The organism is Azospirillum sp. SYSU D00513, assembly GCF_017356015.1.
Taxonomy (GTDB): domain Bacteria; phylum Pseudomonadota; class Alphaproteobacteria; order Azospirillales; family Azospirillaceae; genus Azospirillum.
In genome coordinates this window covers 62,524-78,783 of the sequence record NZ_JAFIQV010000032.1, presented here as the reverse complement: position 1 = coordinate 78,783, position 16,260 = coordinate 62,524, and the positions used below count along the sequence as shown (strand labels likewise).

15 protein-coding genes and 2 pseudogenes are annotated in these 16,260 nt (G+C 66.4%); 6 read left to right on the top strand and 11 right to left on the bottom strand.

All coding sequences use genetic code 11. The features are described 5' to 3' along the window. Window positions 1-84: 84 nt before the first annotated feature. A complete protein-coding gene (locus JUB11_RS22170; RefSeq protein WP_207460908.1) occupies window positions 85-540 on the bottom strand; it encodes an Rrf2 family transcriptional regulator in 456 nt (151 codons plus the stop codon). Between the two features lie 167 nt (window positions 541-707). Between JUB11_RS22170 and JUB11_RS22165 the strand changes: the two genes are divergently transcribed. Both JUB11_RS22165 and sugE read left to right on the top strand, forming a co-directional pair. Beyond that, window positions 708-1,610 carry an NAD(P)/FAD-dependent oxidoreductase gene (locus JUB11_RS22165; protein WP_207460907.1) on the top strand — a complete coding sequence of 301 codons (903 nt, stop codon included), beginning with the start codon at window positions 708-710 and terminating at the stop codon, window positions 1,608-1,610. A 161-nt stretch (window positions 1,611-1,771) separates the two neighbouring features. Then, on the top strand, window positions 1,772-2,092 hold the full coding sequence (gene sugE / locus JUB11_RS22160; RefSeq protein WP_207460905.1) for a quaternary ammonium compound efflux SMR transporter SugE: 321 nt from the start codon (window positions 1,772-1,774) through the stop codon (window positions 2,090-2,092). A gap of 239 nt (window positions 2,093-2,331) precedes the next feature. On the opposite strand, the gene JUB11_RS22155 is transcribed toward sugE, so the two are convergent. Together JUB11_RS22155 and JUB11_RS22150 are read right to left on the bottom strand one after the other, a co-directional pair. Continuing rightward, entirely contained in the window at window positions 2,332-2,691 is a 360-nt protein-coding gene (locus JUB11_RS22155) for a zinc ribbon domain-containing protein YjdM (protein WP_207460903.1), read from the bottom strand. Window positions 2,692-2,797: 106 nt separating this feature from the next. Next, window positions 2,798-3,751, bottom strand: coding sequence for an NAD(P)-dependent oxidoreductase (locus JUB11_RS22150; RefSeq protein WP_348771488.1), 954 nt, complete (start codon window positions 3,749-3,751; stop codon window positions 2,798-2,800). A gap of 11 nt (window positions 3,752-3,762) precedes the next feature. On the opposite strand from JUB11_RS22150, the gene JUB11_RS22145 reads away from it, so the two are divergent. Next, window positions 3,763-4,944, top strand: coding sequence for an FAD-dependent monooxygenase (locus tag JUB11_RS22145; protein ID WP_207460899.1), 1,182 nt, complete (start codon window positions 3,763-3,765; stop codon window positions 4,942-4,944). Between the two features lie 23 nt (window positions 4,945-4,967). Here the strand turns inward: JUB11_RS22145 and JUB11_RS22140 are convergent, their stop codons facing one another. From JUB11_RS22140 to JUB11_RS22115, 6 genes are all read right to left on the bottom strand, one after another. Further along, on the bottom strand, window positions 4,968-5,726 hold the full coding sequence (locus JUB11_RS22140) for an amino acid ABC transporter ATP-binding protein (RefSeq protein ID WP_207460896.1): 759 nt from the start codon (window positions 5,724-5,726) through the stop codon (window positions 4,968-4,970). Next, complete coding sequence (locus JUB11_RS22135) at window positions 5,723-6,382, bottom strand: amino acid ABC transporter permease (RefSeq protein WP_207460943.1); 660 nt, start codon at window positions 6,380-6,382, stop codon at window positions 5,723-5,725. Before JUB11_RS22135 ends, JUB11_RS22140 begins: the two co-directional genes overlap by 4 nt. A 57-nt stretch (window positions 6,383-6,439) precedes the next feature. Next, window positions 6,440-7,213, bottom strand: a complete 774-nt coding sequence (locus tag JUB11_RS22130; protein ID WP_207460894.1) for an amino acid ABC transporter substrate-binding protein — start codon at window positions 7,211-7,213, stop codon at window positions 6,440-6,442. Window positions 7,214-7,378: 165 nt separating this feature from the next. Further along, window positions 7,379-8,494: a glycine oxidase maturase GoxB gene (gene goxB, locus JUB11_RS22125; RefSeq protein ID WP_207460892.1), complete on the bottom strand. Its 1,116-nt coding sequence runs from the start codon at window positions 8,492-8,494 to the stop codon at window positions 7,379-7,381. Further along, window positions 8,491-10,566: a CTQ-dependent glycine oxidase GoxA gene (gene goxA, locus JUB11_RS22120; protein WP_207460886.1), complete on the bottom strand. Its 2,076-nt coding sequence runs from the start codon at window positions 10,564-10,566 to the stop codon at window positions 8,491-8,493. The genes goxB and goxA overlap by 4 nt, the downstream gene beginning before the upstream one ends. 160 nt (window positions 10,567-10,726) lie before the next feature. Beyond that, the gene (locus tag JUB11_RS22115) at window positions 10,727-11,272 is read right to left on the bottom strand and encodes a hypothetical protein (protein WP_207460879.1); all 546 of its coding nucleotides are present in this window, start codon (window positions 11,270-11,272) and stop codon (window positions 10,727-10,729) included. A 354-nt stretch (window positions 11,273-11,626) separates the two neighbouring features. On the opposite strand from JUB11_RS22115, the pseudogene JUB11_RS22110 reads away from it, so the two are divergent. Beyond that, window positions 11,627-12,681 (top strand): annotated as a pseudogene (locus JUB11_RS22110) (IS481 family transposase). Here the strand turns inward: JUB11_RS22110 and JUB11_RS22105 are convergent. Both JUB11_RS22105 and JUB11_RS22100 read right to left on the bottom strand, forming a co-directional pair. Continuing rightward, window positions 12,668-13,429, bottom strand: a pseudogene (locus JUB11_RS22105) (transposase). The pseudogenes JUB11_RS22110 and JUB11_RS22105 sit on opposite strands and share 14 nt — an antisense overlap. Before the next feature lie 39 nt (window positions 13,430-13,468). Further along, a complete protein-coding gene (locus JUB11_RS22100; protein ID WP_207460878.1) occupies window positions 13,469-13,909 on the bottom strand; it encodes a hypothetical protein in 441 nt (146 codons plus the stop codon). Window positions 13,910-14,183: 274 nt separating this feature from the next. Between JUB11_RS22100 and JUB11_RS22095 the strand changes: the two genes are divergently transcribed. Both JUB11_RS22095 and JUB11_RS22090 read left to right on the top strand, forming a co-directional pair. Beyond that, window positions 14,184-14,963: a S8 family serine peptidase gene (locus tag JUB11_RS22095; protein ID WP_207460876.1), complete on the top strand. Its 780-nt coding sequence runs from the start codon at window positions 14,184-14,186 to the stop codon at window positions 14,961-14,963. After that, window positions 14,896-16,044, top strand: a complete 1,149-nt coding sequence (locus JUB11_RS22090; protein WP_207460874.1) for a S8 family serine peptidase — start codon at window positions 14,896-14,898, stop codon at window positions 16,042-16,044. The genes JUB11_RS22095 and JUB11_RS22090 overlap by 68 nt, the downstream gene beginning before the upstream one ends. Window positions 16,045-16,260: the final 216 nt, after the last annotated feature.

Sequence of the window (16,260 nt, the reverse complement as noted above, 5' to 3'; positions counted from 1 at the left end):
GGGGCGTGTTGCGCGGGAAGAACAGGGCGGCGCGGCGCTTTGTCACCGCCCGGCCGCCCGCATGGCAGGGGCGCGGAGGCGGGTTCAGCCCTCGTCCTGGAGCGGCGGGCGTCCGGACGCGCCGAAGCGCCGGTCGAAGTCGCGGGCGAGGTCGGCCAGCGTGACCTGGCCGAAGCGCGCCAGCAGCATCGCCTCCGCCTCCCGCAGGGCGTCGGCCAACGCCGCGTTGACGGCCTGCTCCACGAGGCAGTCCGGCTGGTCGTCGGCCGGCCCGATGGCGAAGACGGACGGGTTGCCGAGCGCCCGGTGGATGTCCAGCAGGGTGATCTCCTCCAGCGGGCGGGCGAGCGTCCAGCCGCCGCCATGGCCCTTCTCCGACCGCACATAGCCCTGGTCGCGCAGCCCGGCCATGGTCCGGCGGACCACGACGGGGTTGGTGTTCAGCATGCCCGCGATCGTCTCCGACGTGGCGCGCTCCCCCTGCCGGTCCATGTGGATCAGCACATGCAGCATGCGCGACAGGCGGCTGTCGTTCCTCATCGTTCCCACATCGTCCCGCTCGTTCCGGCGCCCCCGAGGATAGCGCGCCGATAAATACGCAACAAGAAAAGTTACGGGAAGGCTTGACCGTGCCCGTTTACGTAACTTATCAAGATGCGAGAGCGGGCCGGGCGCTTCGGCCGCCAACGGAGAGAGGGGATCAACCTATGTCCTATGATGCGATCATCATCGGCGGCAGCTTCGCCGGCCTGTCCGCGGCCATGCAGCTCGCCCGCGCCCGCCGCCGGATCCTGGTGGTGGACGCCGGCCTGCCGCGCAACCGCTTCGCGGAGGCCTCCCACGGCTTCCTCGGCCAGGACGGCATGCCGCCCCACGCCATCATGCGCGAGGCGGTCCGGCAGCTCGGCGTCTACCCGACGGTCGAGTTCGTCCGGGGCGAGGCCACCGCCGCCCACGCGGTGGCGGAGGGCTTCACCGTGGCCCTGGGCGATGGGCGGGAGGAGCGGGCGGCGCGGCTGGTCCTCGCCACCGGGCTGCGGGACGAGCTGCCGCCGATCCCCGGCATGGCGGAACGCTGGGGCGTGACGGTCCTGCACTGCCCCTACTGCCACGGCTATGAAGTGTCCGGCCAGCCCCTGGGCGTCGTCGCCAGCCAGCCCTTCTCGGCGCACCAAGCCGCGCTGATCCCCGACTGGGGGCCGACCACCTATTTCACGCAAGGGCGGTTCGAACCGGAGGCGGAGCAGGCGGCCCGTCTCGCCGCGCGCGGCGTGCGGATCGAGCGAAGCCCGGTCGTGGAACTGCTGGGCCGGGCGCCCGACCTAGAAGGCGTCCGCCTCGCCGACGGCCGGGTGGTGACGGTCGGGGCTGTTTTCACGGCGCCCAAGACCAGCATGGCGAGCCCGCTCGCGGCCGACCTCGGCTGCGCCTTCGAGGAGGGGCCGGCCGGTCCATACCTGCGTGTGGACGGCTGGCAGGAAACCACGGTGCCCGGCATCTACGGCGCCGGCGACGCCGCGAGCCCCCGGCACAACGCCACATTGGCCTCGGCCTCCGGCGTGCTGGCGGGCGTCGGCGCGCACCAGTCGCTCGTGCCGGGCCTGCGCTAGGCCGCGCCGCCGCGCTTCCGGTCGGGTGTCCCGTTGGTCAAATGCCTTGATGTTGGGCTCTATATGCCTAGTATTTGGACACTGCTTCCGCGGGGACGACCCCGCCTCCGATCCGGGAGCCCCGGCCGGGACGACCCGGTCTCCGGTCAGAAGACCCTTCCATGTCCTGGTTCATTCTCTTCGTCGCCGGCCTGCTGGAGGTGGGCTGGGCGGTCGGCCTGAAATACACCAACGGCTTCACCCGCCCGATCCCGACGCTGCTCACGCTCGCCTCCATGGTGGCGAGCCTCGGCATGCTAGGCCTCGCGCTCAAGACCCTGCCGCTGAGCATCGCCTACGCGGTGTGGACCGGCATCGGCACGGTCGGCACGGCGCTTCTCGGCATCCTGCTCTACAACGAGCCGGCCGACGCCGTCCGGCTGGCCTGCATCGGCCTGATCCTCGCGGGCATCGTCGGGCTGAAGCTGGCGGCACCGCACTGACCGGATGCCGCCATCCCGGCATGGATGTTGCTGTGCTCCCCCCGGGCTTTCAGCCGGGGGAGTGGCACATGCGCGCGTGGCAGCGGTTGCGAGGGATCTATGGAACGTCATGCGTCCGCATGCGGGGCGGCGCGCTCGCCCTGATCCAGGCGCGGGCGAGCGCCATGCATCCGTGGCTGTTCAACAAGGCGGACGGTCCGGGGGCGTAGACGCCAAGCGCCCGTAGGCCTGCCGTTCCGTCAGGCCTTCTTGACGAACTCCGACTTCAGGTTCATCGCGCCGATCCCGTCGATCTTGCAGGCGATGTCGTGCCCGTCGGCGCCCTCCACCAGCCGGATGTTCTTCACCTTGGTCCCGCCCTTGACGACCAGGGACGACCCCTTGACCTTCAGGTCCTTGATCACGGTCACGCTGTCGCCGTCGCTGAGCGGATTCCCGTTGGCATCCCGCACGTCCCGTTCCTCAGCGGCCTCCGTTCCGGAGCCGGACGCCACGGCTTGCGGGTTCCATTCATGCGCGCACTCCGGGCAGATCCACAGGCTGCCGTCCTGGTAGACATGTTCGGAGTCGCACTGCGGGCATTTCAGATCGTCGGCCATGGTCTTCCTCTTCTGGAGGCGGCACCCTAATGCACCGGGCCGGCGGTCCGGAAACACAAAGCCGCCGGTGCCGCCGGTTTTCCCCCGCCGATCCGCAGCCCTCCGCTCAGTCCAGCCCGGCCCGGCGGGCGGAAACCCTGGCGAGTGCTGCCCAGTCCTTGTCGGCGTCGCCATGGGCGACCGCTTCCAGAAAGCCGTCGCGCAGCAGGCTGGCGAGCGGCAGCGGCACGTTGGCCGCATCGCCAGCCGCCAGCGCCAGCCGCACGTCCTTCAGCCCGAGCGTCAGCTTGAAAGCCGCCGGGTCGTAGCGTTCCTCCGTGATGATCCCGCCATACCCCTTGTAAACCGGGGAGGAGAAGAGGGTGTTTGTCATGATCTCCAGCAGGTCGCCGGCGGCGATGCCGTGGCCGCGCCCCAGCGCCACCGCCTCGCCCATCGATTCGATGGCGGCGGCGATCATGAAGTTGCCGGCGATCTTCACGATGTTGGCCCGCAAGGGGTCGTCGCCCAGCGGCCAGGTCTTCTGCCCCATGGCGTCGAGCAAGGGCTGCACCCGCTCCACCGCCGCCGGGTCGCCCGCCGCCAGGATGTTCAGCTTGCCGGCAGCCGCCACGTCAGTCCGCCCGAACACCGGGGCGGCGACATAGCCGAGGCCGCGTTCCGCGTGGGCGGCCATCAGTTCCCGCACGAAGGCGGCGGAAACGGTCGCCATGTTCACGTGGATCAGCCCCTTCGCCGCCCGGTCCAGCGCGCCGCCCGCCAGGAACACGTCGCGCATGGCGCTGTCGTCTGCCAGGATGGACAGCACCGCCTCGCCCTGCATGGCGTCCTCGACGCGGGCGACCGGCTCGGCTCCCGCCGCGCGCATCTCCTCCGCCGGCCCGGATGAGCGGTTCCACACCCGCACGCGATGCCCCGCCTTGACGAGGTTGGCCGCCATGCCACGGCCCATGCCGCCCAGCCCCACGAAACCGATGTCCATGCCACGCTCCCGTCCGTTTGATCGTTCCCGCTCCCAACAAGGTGCCGGATCGGCTGTTGTCCTTCCAGCGGAGGCCACGGGAGGCAGCCATGACGGACAGTCCGGAACGGACCGACATTCCTGAGGAAACCGACGTGCTGATCGCCGGCGCGGGGCCGACCGGGCTCGCGCTGGCCCTGGCGCTCCGGCGGCTTGGTGTCGCGGCGCTGTTGATCGACCGGCAGGCGGAAGGGGCGAACACCTCGCGCGCCGCTGCCGTGCACGCCCGCACGCTGGAGGTGCTGGAGCCGCTGGGCGTCACGCCGGATTTGCTGGCGCAGGGAATCCGCGTGCCGGTCTTCCGCGTGCGGGACCGGTCGCGGGTGCTGCTGTCGGTGCCCTTCGCCGGCCTTCCCACGCACTATCCCTTCACCCTCATGTGCCCGCAGGACCGGACGGAGGCGGCGCTGCTCGCCCGGCTGCGGGCGCTCGGCGGCGGCGTCCTGCGCCCGGCGGAGCTGGCGTCGCTGCAAGAGGACGGCGACGGCGTTCTCGCCGTGATCGTCCGGAACGGCGTGCGCCGGACCGTCCGCGCCCGCTGGCTGGCCGGCTGCGACGGCGCGCACAGCCTCGTCCGGACGGAAGCTGGCATCGCGTTCGAGGGCGGCACCTACGGCCAGGACTTCGTGCTGGCCGACCTGCGGATGGACTGGCCGTTCCCGCGCGAGGAGGTCAGCCTTTTCCTGGTGCCCGGCGGGCTGATGGTGGTGGCGCCGCTTCCCGACGACCGCTTCCGTATCGTCGCGACGGTGGAGTCCGCGCCGGAAGCGCCGCGGCCGGGCGACGTCCAGCGCATCCTGCGAGAGCGGGGTCCCGAAGCCGCCGAGGCGCGCCTGCGGGAGATGGTCTGGAGTTCCCGTTTCCGGGTCCACCACCGGCTCGCGGCCACGATGCGCCGGCGGCGGGTGCTGCTTTGCGGCGACGCCGCCCACCTGCACAGCCCGGCCGGCGGCCAGGGCATGAACACCGGCATCCAGGACGCCGTGTCGCTCGCCGAACCGCTGGCCCAGGCGCTGCGGACCGGCGGGGAGGAGGGGCTGGATGCCTGGGCCGCCCGGCGCCGCGCCATCGCGGGGCGGGTCGTCGGCTTCACCGACGTCATGACCCGCACGGCCACCCTCTCCTCCGCCCCGGCGCGGAGCTTGCGCAACGGCGCGCTGGCCGTGCTGGGCCGCCTGCCGCCGGTCACCCGGCGGATCGCGCGCGGGCTGGCGGAGCTGGACAACGTATAGCCAGTATCAGGGTCTGACCGGCGTCAGGCGCCCGGCACCGCCTGCGTTAGGGTGGAGATGAAGCGCTTCGTGCGCTCCTGCGCCGGGCGGTCGAACAGATCGCGCGCGGGGCCGGTCTCGACCACCGTGCCGGCCTCCAGGAACACCACCTCATGCGCGATGGCCGAGGCGAGGCGGAGGTCGTGGGTCGCCATGACCATGGTCGTGCCCTCGCGGGCGAGCTGGGCCAGCACCTCGACCACCTCGCCCGACAGTTCGGGGTCGAGCGCCGAGGTCGGCTCGTCGCAGAGCAGCACGCGGGGGGAGGGCGCCAGCGCGCGGGCGATGGCGACGCGCTGCTGCTGGCCGCCGGACAGGGTGGCCGGCCAGGCATCGGCCTTGTGCGCCATGCCGACCTTCTCCAGCAGCTCCATGGCCCGCGCCCGCGCCCGGTCGGCCGGCCATTTCAGCACGGTCACCAGCCCTTCCATGACGTTGCCGGCAGCCGTCTGGTGGGGGAAGAGCTGGAAGTTCTGGAACACCATGCCGGTCTGGCGGCGGATCGCCTGGACCCCGGCCCGGTCGGGCTTGGCGCCGGGGCGGAAGGCGAGTTCGGCGTCGCCGATCCGCACCGTGCCGGCCGTCGGGATCTCCAGCAGGTTGATGCAGCGGAGCAGCGTGCTCTTGCCGCCGCCGGACGGGCCGATCAGGGCGGTGACGCTGCCCTCCGCGACGGTCAGCGACACGCCGCGCAGCACGGCCAGCTCGCCGAAGCGCTTCTCGATGCCGGTGAGGCGGATCATGACCGGGCCTCCAGGAATCCGCCGTAACGGTTGAGCCGCTTTTCCAGCCGGACCTGCAGCGCCGACAGGACCGAGCTGAGCGCCAGGTAGATCAGCGCCGCCTCGATGTAGAGGATCAGCGGCTCGTAGGTGGTGGCGACGATGCGCTGTGCGGCCTGGAACAGCTCCGGCACCGTGATGGCGGCGGCCAGGGAGGTGTCCTTCACCAGCGAGATGAAGGTGTTGGACAGGGGCGGCACCGCCACCCGCGCCGCCTGGGGCAGGATGGTCCGGCGCATGGCCTGGGACCAGCTCATGCCGATGGAATAGGCGGCCTCCCACTGGCCGCGCGGGACCGAGGCGATCACCGCGCGGATGATCTCCGAGGTGTAGGCGCCGACGTTCAGCGTGAAGCCGATCAGCGCCGCCGGGAAGGCGTCCAGCACGATGCCGACGCTGGGCAGCCCGTAGAAGATCAGGAAGAGCTGCACCAGCAGCGGCGTGCCGCGGATGATCCAGACGTAGAAGCGGACCAGTGCCGCCAGCGGCTTCGGCCCGAACAGCCGGATGACGGCCGACGCCAGCCCGACCAGCAGGCCGAGCGCGAAGGAGGACAGGGTGAGCGGCACGGTGAAGACCAGCCCGGCCCACAGGAGCGGGCCGAGCGAATCCACCATCAGCGCAAGCCAGTGCGGCACGGGACGAAGACCTTTCGGGTAAGCCGGAGCCTCAGCTTACTTCGAAACGTCCTGGCCGAAGTATTTTTCCGAGATCGCCTGATAGGTGCCGTCGGCCTTCATCGCCGCCAGCGCCTCGTTGATGGCGGCCAGCAGCTGCGGCTCGCCCTTGCGGATGATGACGCCGGAATAGTCGGCCTTGTCCTGCGTCGCCGCGACCTTCACCCGGGCGTCGGGCTTGTGCTTCTTGAAGTCCAGGAAGGACAGGTTGTCGTTGACGGTCGCGTCGGCGCGCCCGTTCAGCACGAGCTGGATCGACTGGTCGAAGCCGTCCGTCGCCACGAGCTGGGCGCCGTTGCTCTCCGCCAGCTTGCCGAAGTTGCTGGTCAGCGACTGCGCCGCCCGCTTGCCCTTCAGGTCGCCGAAGCCCTTGATAGCCTCGTTGTCGGCGCGCACGATCAGCGCCGCCTTGCTGGCGATGTAGGGCTCGGAGAAGTCGTACTTCTGCTTGCGGGCCTCGGTGATGCCGACCTGGTTGATCACGGCGTCGTAGCGCTTGGCGTCCAGCCCGGCGATCAGCCCGTCCCACTTGCCTTCCAGGAACTCCGCCTTCACGCCCATCCGCTTGGCGATCTCCCGCCCGATCTCCACGTCGAAGCCGACCAGCGCGCCGGACGCGTCATGGAAGGTGAAGGGCGCGTAGGTCCCTTCGGTGCCGATCTTGAAGACCCCGGCCGTCTTGATCTGGTCGAGGTTCGACTGGGCATGGACGGGCGCCACGGCGATCGTCTGGAGCGCTGCGGCGACGAGGAGCGACTTCAGCCATTTCATGATCGGGCAACCTGGGATAAGGGAAGGGCAATTCGATTAAGATCTAGGCGGCGGGACGCTAAGAGCAATCCTACGCGTTCGCAAGACATTATTTTTCATAAATACCGAATGGTTTTGTAGATAAGCGGTGCAGCAAAAGGCCGACCGCGCCGGGCACCGGCGGGATCAGGCCACCGGCGCGTCCGGCATCTCCGCCCTGCGCCGCCAGAAGGGCTGCCCGGCGAAGCGCCGCACCTCGGCGTAGACGGCCCGGCGCTGCTTCAGGAACTCCCCGACCGCCCCATTGAGCGTGGCCGCGTAACGGTCGAGCGGTCCCGCGTCGCCGTCCAATGCCGCCAGTGCCGCCTGTGCCGCGCGGCGACCGCCCCACAGAGCCGAGGTCAGTCCGTGGGAGGAAAGCGGGTCGAAGGCCGCCGCCGCGTCGCCCGCCGCCACCCAGCCGTCCCCCGCGGCTCGCTCCAGCCAGAGGGTGCCGGCGCTGGCGAGCCTGGGCGCAGCAAAATCCTCATAGCCGGCGCTGTCCAGCCAACGCGCCACCCATTCCGTGTCCTTCAGCATGGCCCGCCACAGGCCGGGGTCGCGCGACAGGCCGCGCGGCAGCCGGTCGGGGTCGGAGAAGAAGGCGAGCGCCAGCCGCCGGTCCGGCAGCAGGCTCGCGTACCACCAGCCCTCCGCCACCGCCTCGATCAGCGTGGCGGGGGTCGGCTCCACATCCTCGTCCCGCTGCGTCAGGAAGCCATAGGCCGCCACCAGCCGGTCGGCGCGGCGGCGGGCGGAAAAGCGGCGCGCCACGACGGCGGCCCGGCCGCTCGCGTCGATCAGGAAGCGCGCCTTGTGTTCCGTTCCGTCGGCGAGCGTCAGGCGCCACGTCCCGCCGTCCCGCTCCACGGCGGCGAGCGGGGAGGCGAGCCGAGGCACCCCGGCGCGGGCCACGGCGCCGGAGAGCGCGTGCTGGAAGGCCGGGCGGTCGAGCACGCGCCCCGGCCCCTCCGTGTGGGTGATGGCGCTGCGCTGGGCCAGCAGCGGCGCGGTCCAGGCCGCGTAGGTGGCGTTCGCCACCCGGTGCGGGCCGGAATCGACCAGTTCCGCCAGCCCGAGTTCCGCCAGGATGGCGTTGGCGGCCGGGGACAGGAACTCGCCCGGCCGGTCCTCCGGTCCCTCTTCCGGGCCGATGCACAGCACCGTCCGGCCGGCGCCGGCCACCGTCAGGGCGGCGGCGGCACCGGCGACGCCGCCGCCGATGACGGCGACGTCGGCAACATCCGCGCCGGCGGCGCTCATGTCGGGTTGCGGGCCGCCGGGGAGGTCTGGGTCTGCTGCGGGCTCAGCGGGGTCAGGCCCCGGTTCGGCGGCTGGTCCAGGAACAGATCCATCGACCCGCGCCCGACCTCGACATAGAGGGTGCCCGGAATCGCCTCCGGCCGGCCCGCGTCCGTCGGGCCGGGGCGGCTCACCACGAAGCCCATGCGGTCCCACAGATAGATCATCTGGTTCAGCCCGTCGGTGTAGCTGGCCTCGGCGTGATAGCCGATACCGGCGACGCCGCGCGACCAGGCCACCCGGCTTTCGAAGAACTTCAGCCGCTCGGCCGGAGCCAGGTCCTTGTCCATAAGCTTGTCGTAATAGAGCTGCGGCAGCACGTCGATCGGCAGCAGGGCCGGCCACCATGTGGCGGCGGGGAAGTCGTTGGAGAAGACGACCTGCTGGCAGCTGAAGGCGTCGCACTGCCAGGGCAGACCCATCCAGCGCGTCAGGTCGCCCGGCATCTGCGGGGCGACGGCGGGCGGCGTCTTGCCATGCCCCTGGAAGGCCTTTTCCGGCGTCAGCAGCAGGCCGAGATCCTGGATCAGCGACGGGTCGCGCGCCGTGGACAGGGCGATGCGGAAGGGGCCGCGGTACAGCTCCTTGTGACGCAAGGGCCATGTCAGCTCGACGCCGGGGTGGAAGGCGCCGCCCGAGCAGGGCTCCAGCGCGGCGCGGGTCAGCGCCTCGGGCCGTTCGGAGAGCGGGATGGAGTCGAGATCGACGACGGCCGGCGCGCCGTCCGTCAGGTCGTTCTCGAACTCGCCCTTGGCCCAGGCCGCCAGCAGGGCGTATTGCGCCTTCGGCATCTTGAACCAGCGTAGCGGCGAGGCGCTGTAGTTGATTCCGTCGCCCGGCATGTAGGGCAGCTTGTACTGCTGCTGGTCCTCGCTGTTCGGATCGCGGATCGCCGCCAGCACGCCCTCGCGGAACGTCTGGTTCGCGGGGGAGGGGTCCGCCAGCCGTTTCATGTAGGCGGGGTCGGAGAAGTCGCCGATCCTGATCCAGCCCTGGTCGAGGTTGGAGGCCGCCGCCACCCAGTCCATCAGCGCCAGCCGGTGGAACAGTGGGTAGATGTACTTCTGGAAGGACAGCTTGCCCTGCGGCGGCTGGGTCCAGCCCGCCTCGACGTTCAGGTCGTTGATGACGTCGTAGAGCGAGATGAAGGGGGGAATGTCGGGGGCGAAGTCCGGGCCGCAGCAGGCGACCCAGCCGTTCTCGACCTCCAGGTTCGGCCCGCCGCCGGTGAAGGTGACCTTCGCCTGGACGACGCCGTCGCACCAGTCGTCCTGCCAGCCGTCATTGTCGGAGAAGTTGCTGATCGGGTTGTTCGGCACCGCCGACTGCGACACGCCGTCGCCGGGGAAGACGAGCAGCCGGCCCCGGTCGTCGGTGCGCAGATGGCCGAGCTTGATGTCCAGCTTCTTCCAGAAACGCCCGACCATGTCGTAGGCCGGGCTGGCGCCGTCGCCGTTCTCGCCGATGCCGACGATGGAACGCGGGCCGGGATCGATCACCAGCATTTCGGCGCGCTTGTCGTTCCCGATGACGAACTGGTTGCGCGGCTGGCCGGGCAGGCCCGGCGCCGCCTCGCCGTTGTCGAGCGGGTTGTTGAAGCCGTACCAGGCCGCCTTGGTGTTGGCGACATGGACGGTCCATTCGATCCGGGCCTCGGCCGCCGTCACCTCGCGGATGACCTCGCCCGCCTTGTTGAAGGCGTAGACGCGGAAGCGCTGGACCTGCTTCTTGATCCGCTGGTCGCCGTCCTTGTAGTCGCCGTTCGGCAGGGCGGGCAGGCCCGGCACCTCGGGCGCCAGGAACCAGCCCTCGCCCTGCTTGGGGTTGGTGCTGTTGCCGACGCGGCAGATGCCCAGCGGCGGATAGACAGCCAGCCGCGCGATGGCGGTGTCGGCCGGAGGCGTGGCCGGCGCGTTCTGCGCGAAGGCGGCCCGCGCCATGAGCGGCATCGCCATCGACGCCAGACCGGCGGTCGCCAGGAAATCGCGGCGCTTGATCCCGCCCGCCGGGCGGTTGCTGTTGTCGGCGGCCATCACTGCTCCCCCATATTGAGTACTGCTTTGGTGGGAGCATAGGATGGTTTCGTTAAAGGAATAAGCGCTTACCTGCCCCTAAGTCATGCGTATGTATTGCCAGGCATCTTTTCTTTGCGTTCTGCCGGGCGGCGGGGGGTTTGCCGCACCTGCGCCCGCATCAGTGGGCTTCGTCCCGCAGTTCGGCGACCTGGTTGAGATCGACCTTGGCGGTCCGGCTCTCGGCGGGGATGGCGAGGCCGAGCTTGCCGCGGGCGAAGTTCAGGTGATCCCGTGCTTGCGCCTGCTTACCTTGGGTGCTGAACGCCTGGGCTGCCTTCAGCGACGGGGCGGCGGCCTCACGGACGTCGCGGCCAGCACCGGACAGGGCGTCCATGGCTTCGGTCAGCTGCGCGTCGAAGCTCGCGGCGCCGACGGCCGGGCCGGCCACGACCGGCGTGGCGACCAGGGCCGAGCCGTTGGAAAGGCCGAGCTGGCCGCGGGCGTAGGCCAGGAAGTCCCGCGCCTGGGCCGTGTCGCCGAAAGCCTCGAGCGACCGGGCAGCCTTCAGGGCCGGCGCGACCGCCTCACGGACGTCGCGGTTCGCGGTCTGGCCGAGGATGGTGGCCTCGCGCAGGTCCGACGCGAAGTCGCCGGCAAGGGCGGTGCCCGACAGCAGGGCGGCGGCGGACAGCGCGGCGGCGGCAATGGTGTGGCGGATGGTCATCGGTCTTCTCCTTGGGTCCGGGCTCCGATCCGGAGCCCCTGGTTTGTGCCGGTGCGTCGTGCGCCGGCCGTGGACCAAGAAGTAGCCTTCCCTGGGTTGGCGATAAACGCGCTGTTCCGAACATGATTATTCAGATCGCGTGAACAATGGGTGGCCGCGCTGGCATCCGTGATGCATGTCTATAAAATGTAGCTAAGATAGAAATCTGCAATGAAGCGACAATCTTAGAGTACACTTAAAAGATCTTTGCAGGGCAGGCCATAGAACATTAATGGGAATTATTTGGCACGAAGTTCAGAGTCAGGACTCCGAAAATCATTGAAAAGCATTGGTTTGCTCCGGACTAGATGCGTTATAGGCCAGGTTCTCCACAGAAGCGCCACCACGCACAGGCGGTGCGTCGAGTGATGCAGCATAGTCAGAGAGCCTGATGGCTCTGGCTCGGCGGTACGGCATCAACCCGAAGATCTGGCGAAGTAGAAAAAGCATGAGACAGTTACGGACCGGCGGACGAGTCCACAGGAGGTGAAATCCACGGTACTATCTGCGGAGGAGGAAGCGACCATCCTCGCGTTCCGCCAGCATACGCTTCTGCCCCTGGACGATTGCCTGTATGCCCTGCAGGCGACCATCCCTCACCTGACCCGCTCATCCTTGCACCGCTGCCTTCAGCGCCACGGCATCAGTCGCCTGCCCGAGGTATCAGGCGACAAGCCCGACAAGCGCAAGTTCAAGCCCCACCCGATCGGCTATTGCCATATCGACATCGCCGAGGTGCGGACCGAGGAGGGCAAGCTCTACCTGTTCGTGGCGATCGATTGTACATCCAAGTTTGCGGATACCGAACTGCTTGAGAAGGCGACCACACGCGTCGTGGCGGATTTCTTGCGCGCCCTGCTCACAGCTATTTCTACCAGGTCTACACAGTGCTGACTAACAACGGGATTCACTTCACCATGCCTGGCAATACAAGTTCGGCGGCACCGGACATTAAGGCCGCGCTGGAAGGTGGGGAACGCCTCCGAGCGCACGCTTTCGAACCGTCCTGCGCTCAGGGCGACATTGATCACCGCCTGACCAAACCACGCCATCCCTGGACCAACGGTCAGGGAGAGCGCATAAACCGCGTGCTCAAAGAGGCCACGGTTAAACGCTACCGCTACGAAAATCACGACCAACTCCGGTGCTACCTCGCCGACTTCGTCGCCCCTTGCAACCTTGCCCGAAGGCTCAAAACTCTCAAGGGTCTGACACCTTACGAGTTCATCTGCAAAGCCTGGAAAAAGCTGTCGGATAGGGCTACCGCTCTTGGGTCGAAGTGGCGAGGTTCCGTCACGAATTTTTGCGACGCCAACCGCCACACTGCTTATGGCTCGCGGCCTCGGGCAGAAATCTTTAGAGGCTGTTAGGGACCTGGAGCGGCGCCACGACTTTGCCGAGCATGAGCAATGCGAAAACGACAAAGTGTAGTCCTGCCAGGGTTTCCGGCAAGCGCTCATAGTCGCGCACGAGACGTCGGAAGCGTGTAGCCCAGGCGAAGAAGCGCTCGATGACCCAGCGGCGCGTCAGCAGGACGCAGCTGCGCTTGGCCTCCGGCGTGCTAACGGCTTCCAGACGGATGCCGTGTTCGTCCTTGGTTGGCGCGGGGCGAGTTCGTCTCCGGTGCAGCCTTGGTCCACCCAGGCCAGTTCAACGCTCTGGCCGGTGACCGCCTGGACCGCCCGCGCCCGCGCATCGCGCCTACGCCCGATCCTGCTCGGTGGCCGCCGACATGCTGGGCCAGTGGATGGCCCAGCATGTCGGCGGCCACGTCGGTCTTGGAGCCGTTCTTGTGCTTGGCTCCATCATAGCCGGCGCGCCCTCCATTCTCCGGAGTCGAGCGCAATGTGCAGCTGTCGAAGAACACGGCGCTGAGGTCGGGCACCCGCCAGTCCGCCAAGCGCAGGGTGGCGCGCAGGTCATCCACCACGGCGGCAGGCCGTTCGGCATCAGGTGCCACGGAGCGCTGCTCTTCACGATGTAACGCAACCCGTTGAACACCTCACGCAACGCGTGGCGGCACCGACCGGCGTCTTCGGGCAAAAGGCTCAGGTAAGACGCGACGAAGCTCCACTCCGCGTCGCTCACGTCCGATCGGTAAGACTTGCGATCCGTCATGCCCCTTCATGTGGCAAACCAGAACGCGAAGTCCAAACCTCAGTCCCTGATGGCCTGCAAACGCAACGGCTTGCCAACCTCCACCGCAAGGACATGAGGATCCCGTTCGAGCAGCATCAGAGAGTCGATAGATGTCTCTCCCGTGAACATATTCCCGGAGACCCGCGAACGCACCGTCACGCCATTCGGGACGTACCCCGCTTCATTCACCTGAACAATCACTCTGACCTTGTTCCCTACCCTGCGGCCCGACAGACCCCGAGCTTCGAGTGCCATAGGAAGATCCAGCTTGCTAGCAGGTTCAACCTTCACCTTTCCAAATCTATGCACACCCGCAGAGGCAGCCGATGCAAGACGCATGGACGAGGTATGCCCAACCGGTTTCGCAGCCTCACTGCTTACCAGCACATAATTCTTCTTCTGACCCGGATCTAAAGGAGCGCCGCTATCTTTGATATAAATTCGGTTATTCTTTAGCATAAGATGGGGCTCCTTAATCGCCTTTGATGACCTGTTAACCAATTGCACGCCCGTTTGTCCCATGCCCTTACCCTACCACAACGATTTTACCCATGATACCTAACACAGGATGGGATCGCGTTGGCGTGATCGCAAGGTCAGTTGCGCTTCCCAGAAGGCGCTACCTATTATAATGTTTTGGTGGCGGACGAGCTCGTCCGGTCCGCGCCATATTGTCATTCCTCCACGGTTTCGTTAACATTCTTATTATAATTTTGGTAGCGGAGTGCATGTGATGCGGCGTCCCTTCGACCCTAGGCTGGAATTCGCATTGGATCGGCAAAGCAGGGGAGCGGCTGTGGCTTTCGGCTCGGCCGCCGACGCTGGCGAAGTAACTGTTATTGCCAAGGTCAAGAACCTCGATGCTTGGATGAAACGTACCGATGTCCGTCATGGCGTGATAATCCCGTTACCTGATGAATCGAGTAATATTGTAACTGCGCGTGTTCCTGTAGCTCGGTTAGAGAAGCTACACAACAGCGACGATATTCTGTCCATTGAGGCAGCACGACCACTGCGCCCCGAACTGGCACGGACCGCAACGGACATTCGGGCGGTAGCGCCGTCGAACGATCAGCGATATCGGGCGGACGGCGTCGTGGTCGGCATCGTCGACATCGGTTGCGATTTTGCGCACAGGAACTTTGTTGACGGCAAGGGTAATAGTGTGATTGCCGAGATCTGGGACCAAGATGGTCCGGTCGATCCGACCGAAGCCCAGAACATTCCAGAGGGCCGTGTCTATTCTCGGAGCGAGATAGAGGCGGCTCTGGCAACCTCATCTCCCTACGACACGTTGGGGTATGGTCCTGAGGTCGATCAGCCGCCTACCTCCATCGGAAGTCATGGCACGCACGTCATGGACATTGCTTGCGGCACGGGTATCGGGACGAAGGTGCCTGGGATTGCGCCCGGCGCTGAGGTCGTATTTGTCGATGTAGCCATCAATGATATCGCTTGGTCAGGTGAAGAAGTACTCGATTATAGCTTTTGGGGATTCGGCTATTCTCCTTGAGGGGCTCACGTACATTTTTCGTTATGCGGAGAAAGTGAATCGTCCTTGTGTCATCAATGTGAGCCTTGGCACCAACGGGGGACCGCATGACGGGTCCTCGCTAGTCGAGCAGGGAATAGACGCTCTTGTTACAGAAAAGCCAGGGCGCGCAGTCGTGCTTGCCGCCGGTAATGCGTATGATGACGGAATCCATTGCCAAGGGACACTCCAGCAGGGTGCGGCCGTGGATATCCCTTGGGTAATTCCTCAGATGGGCAAGACTCATTGCGAACTTGAGATTTGGTACGATGGCGCTGACGAGTTTGAGGTGGAACTCCTTGATCCCAATGAAAGTTCCGTTGCTACTGTAGCGCTTAATAATGTCGCGAGGCTTTATGAAACTGATGAGCAGGCAGCCATTGTCTTGACACACCGGGTCAAGGAACGTTTTGGACGGGAGCCCTTGAACCAAATCGGCGTTTTCATCGAGAAAGAGCTCGGAGGTATTTGGACACTTCGATTGCATGGGAAAAAGGTCGTGCACGGTGATTATCACGCCTGGATTGAGCGTCAGGATGGCAATCAGTCTTCTTTCCCTTTAGATAATCAGGACAGCACCTGCACGCTTGGATCGCTGTCCTGCGGCAAAGAAAGCATTGTTGTCGGGAGCTACCACGCTGGAAGGCCCGATGCACCTATCTCGTACTTTTCATCCGCCGGACCAACACGAGACGGCCGCGAGAAGCCGGAAATCTCGGCGCCAGGTCATGACGTTTTGGCAGCATGGTCACGGACCGGTACCAAGGTCGTGCGAAAGATGGGCACTAGCATGGCTGCCCCCGCGGTTACCGGAGCCATCGCAGCCATGTTGTCGTATGCTGCTTCACAGGGAGTGACACTTACTTCAACCGAAATTAGAAATATTTTAATCCAATCCGCCCGGCCCAATCCCGCCCAGGTCACGCCGTGGGATCCACGCTATGGCTACGGAATGGTCAACCTTCAAGCTATGCTGGAAGCTGTCGATAAGTTGGCAATTGCCCATCTTGGAAAAATTGCCAACATTGAGAATCCCGTTGGTGGTAATCCATCTCAGAATTGAAGGTAAGGATGAAACTCACTTCGGTGGTGCTTGGAGTGTGTTTGCTGTCGCACGTCTCGGATAGTGTTGGGTAGGATGCTGCTTTAGGCTGAACAGAGGCATCGTTGCAGGGGGATGGTCTGGTAGTTCCGCGGGCTTTACCCTGACCACATAGAACCGCACTCAATGGGCACAGCCATTTGCTCTGCAAACTTCGGCTTGGCATCCTAAAACGCG

What these genes read in the sequence shown, in the direction of transcription:
- JUB11_RS22170 (WP_207460908.1), bottom strand. Translation starts at nt 540, where the DNA reads ATGAGGAACGACAGCCGCCTGTCGCGCATGCTGCATGTGCTGATCCAC.
- JUB11_RS22165 (WP_207460907.1), top strand. Translation starts at nt 708, where the DNA reads ATGTCCTATGATGCGATCATCATCGGCGGCAGCTTCGCCGGCCTGTCC.
- sugE (WP_207460905.1), top strand. Translation starts at nt 1,772, where the DNA reads ATGTCCTGGTTCATTCTCTTCGTCGCCGGCCTGCTGGAGGTGGGCTGG.
- JUB11_RS22155 (WP_207460903.1), bottom strand. Translation starts at nt 2,691, where the DNA reads ATGGCCGACGATCTGAAATGCCCGCAGTGCGACTCCGAACATGTCTAC.
- JUB11_RS22145 (WP_207460899.1), top strand. Translation starts at nt 3,763, where the DNA reads ATGACGGACAGTCCGGAACGGACCGACATTCCTGAGGAAACCGACGTG.
- JUB11_RS22140 (WP_207460896.1), bottom strand. Translation starts at nt 5,726, where the DNA reads ATGATCCGCCTCACCGGCATCGAGAAGCGCTTCGGCGAGCTGGCCGTG.
- JUB11_RS22135 (WP_207460943.1), bottom strand. Translation starts at nt 6,382, where the DNA reads ATGGTGGATTCGCTCGGCCCGCTCCTGTGGGCCGGGCTGGTCTTCACC.
- JUB11_RS22130 (WP_207460894.1), bottom strand. Translation starts at nt 7,213, where the DNA reads ATGAAATGGCTGAAGTCGCTCCTCGTCGCCGCAGCGCTCCAGACGATC.
- goxB (WP_207460892.1), bottom strand. Translation starts at nt 8,494, where the DNA reads ATGAGCGCCGCCGGCGCGGATGTTGCCGACGTCGCCGTCATCGGCGGC.
- goxA (WP_207460886.1), bottom strand. Translation starts at nt 10,566, where the DNA reads ATGGCCGCCGACAACAGCAACCGCCCGGCGGGCGGGATCAAGCGCCGC.
- JUB11_RS22115 (WP_207460879.1), bottom strand. Translation starts at nt 11,272, where the DNA reads ATGACCATCCGCCACACCATTGCCGCCGCCGCGCTGTCCGCCGCCGCC.
- JUB11_RS22100 (WP_207460878.1), bottom strand. Translation starts at nt 13,909, where the DNA reads ATGCTAAAGAATAACCGAATTTATATCAAAGATAGCGGCGCTCCTTTA.
- JUB11_RS22095 (WP_207460876.1), top strand. Translation starts at nt 14,184, where the DNA reads ATGCGGCGTCCCTTCGACCCTAGGCTGGAATTCGCATTGGATCGGCAA.
- JUB11_RS22090 (WP_207460874.1), top strand. Translation starts at nt 14,896, where the DNA reads ATGATATCGCTTGGTCAGGTGAAGAAGTACTCGATTATAGCTTTTGGG.